1 protein-coding gene is annotated in these 2,206 nt (G+C 28.5%); it reads right to left on the bottom strand.

The annotated features are described in order from the left end of the window. Window positions 1–827: 827 nt before the first annotated feature. Window positions 828–2,012: a hypothetical protein gene (locus CJP74_RS07970; RefSeq protein ID WP_119498000.1), complete on the bottom strand. Its 1,185-nt coding sequence runs from the start codon at window positions 2,010–2,012 to the stop codon at window positions 828–830. Between the last annotated feature and the right edge of the window lie 194 nt (window positions 2,013–2,206).

The raw sequence follows: 2,206 nt of genomic DNA, 5'->3' as shown, positions 1-2,206 counted from the left end.
TTTAAAGGATAATTCAGTTTATATAAACACCCATAAAGAGAGAAAATTTTATATATTAAACCTCTTCGCTATTGTTACAATGTAACATACTCTTACAGAAAAATTTACAAATATGGGATAATATTTATACCCTTCCCAATTATATAAAGAGAAAAATAATACACCACATCTTGCTACTTGTTACATTGTAACAGTTTTCTACTACAGGATACAAAAGTTCAATTCTTTTAAATGCGACAGATTATATATCAGATAGAAGTAGCTACATTTGTTACATTGTAACAAAATAAAGTAAAAAGTTAATCTGAGAACAATCAATACTTATAAGCATTATTATAACAATTATTTTTTACACTTTGAGAAAAAGTTATTGTAACCTAACAACTGAGTAGTTAACATTATGTTACAATGTAACATTACTAGTAATATTGTAAATCGCACAAGTGCAAACTTTATAGCACTACTATGACCACTCAGCACTAATACTAACTCAGGTAAATGCAAATAATACGAATTACATAGTAAGTTTTTAAGACTTACAGACTAACTTTTAGCAAAAATACAAAGATATTTGCTAAATTGTTGAATTTTAAACATTGTTCGATTTCAAAGCTTAATTTTAAAAATTGCGTATATTTTCATTAATCAAAACCCTTATACCGTTAGATTTTTATAATTGCATAATCCATACTATTTTTAACCTTTGTATAACTAGTAAATAAAAAAGAGGGCATCTTGTGCCCTCTTTGGATTAGTAGCAAAAAGAAAGAATCGAAGAGTGTTTTTGCTTATGCGCATTTATCTAAGATCTTTATACACTATGAAGTCTAGAATTTGATATTAAGTGCTAAAGTAAAATATTTATAGTCATCTTTAAGAACATATCTATCACTTGTGAATAAGATGTCTTCTGTTTGTTTACCTCTACCGTATTCTACAAAGACTTCGGCATCTTGTAATAACTTATTATCGTATGCTATTAGTGGTTTTACTTTTAAAAATACTGCAGGGCATTTTCTCTGAACTCTAAATCCTAAAGGATAGCTAGAAGTAGTTTCGTTATAGTATTCTCTATTATAAGCAACACCTAATTCTAAGTAGTTGGTAACTTTATAAGATACGGCGAGCCTAGTAAATAGAGATGTGGATTCTGCATAGTAAAAATCATCAACAAAGCCCATTAGATCATAAAGAGTGTTATTGATCGTATAAACCCCTTGATTCATAACCTTTGTAGTATTTTGTAAACGGTAGGCAAAAAGGTCGTAGGTTACTTTAAATTTACTTAATTCCAGTTTATTCTCAAAACTTAAAGCTAGTACTCTTGGTTCTCCACTTAAGTTAAGAGTTCGATCTTCATCTATTTCTAAATTTCGCCAACTTTGAGCTTTATTTTTATCAAGATTACCTGCAATAAATGCAGTTCTTGAGGTAAATGTATCACTTAAGTTATATGTTAAATCAAAAGAAGAGGATTTAAACTGTGAACTATTATCGTCGATTAATAATCTAGCCCTACCAAAATTAACCCCCATTCTGAATACACCAAAACTATTAAGATTAAGTACTTCTGTTTCAACACGAGCCCCTAATGCCATATAAATAGGGAATGGACCGTCTATAATCTTATATCTACCTAACACAAGATTGCCATAATCACTTAAGAGGTAAATATTGGCTTTGTGTACACCTTTATCTTTAGTTTCTTCTTCAAATTCAACTAATCTATTATGTTTACGCATATAACCTATTTTAGCCCCTACAGTAAGATTATAGTTGTTAAAATCTAGTGCAGGGTTAAGCGTAAGACTATAATCACGGAACCTAAAATTGTGATAGGCTTCGCCATTATTAATATTACCTTTATAGTTTTCTATATAAACATTTCCTAAAAGATCTAGGTTAAAAGTATAACTATCTTTGGTAAGGCTAAATAGATTATAAGCTTGAGATGAGGTTGAAACTAATAATAATGAGAGTAAAATTGGTTTTATTTTTGAGAGTTTTTTCATAGCTTGTACTTTTCCTTAACATAAACTTTTCATAAAGTAAGAAGAATAAGCACAAACCTTATTAAATAATTTATGCAGAAAGTAGTTTTAGTGAATTGACTGATTCTTAATTATTTTTGCCAATTTTGCAAAATCATATACTACCCAAGCTCTTAATTTTTTTAGGATATTTATATTCTTATTTATATATTACA

The organism is Psittacicella melopsittaci (genome assembly GCF_003585925.1).
Lineage (GTDB): Bacteria > Pseudomonadota > Gammaproteobacteria > Enterobacterales > Psittacicellaceae > Psittacicella > Psittacicella melopsittaci.
This window is presented reverse-complemented; position numbering and strand designations above follow the sequence as displayed.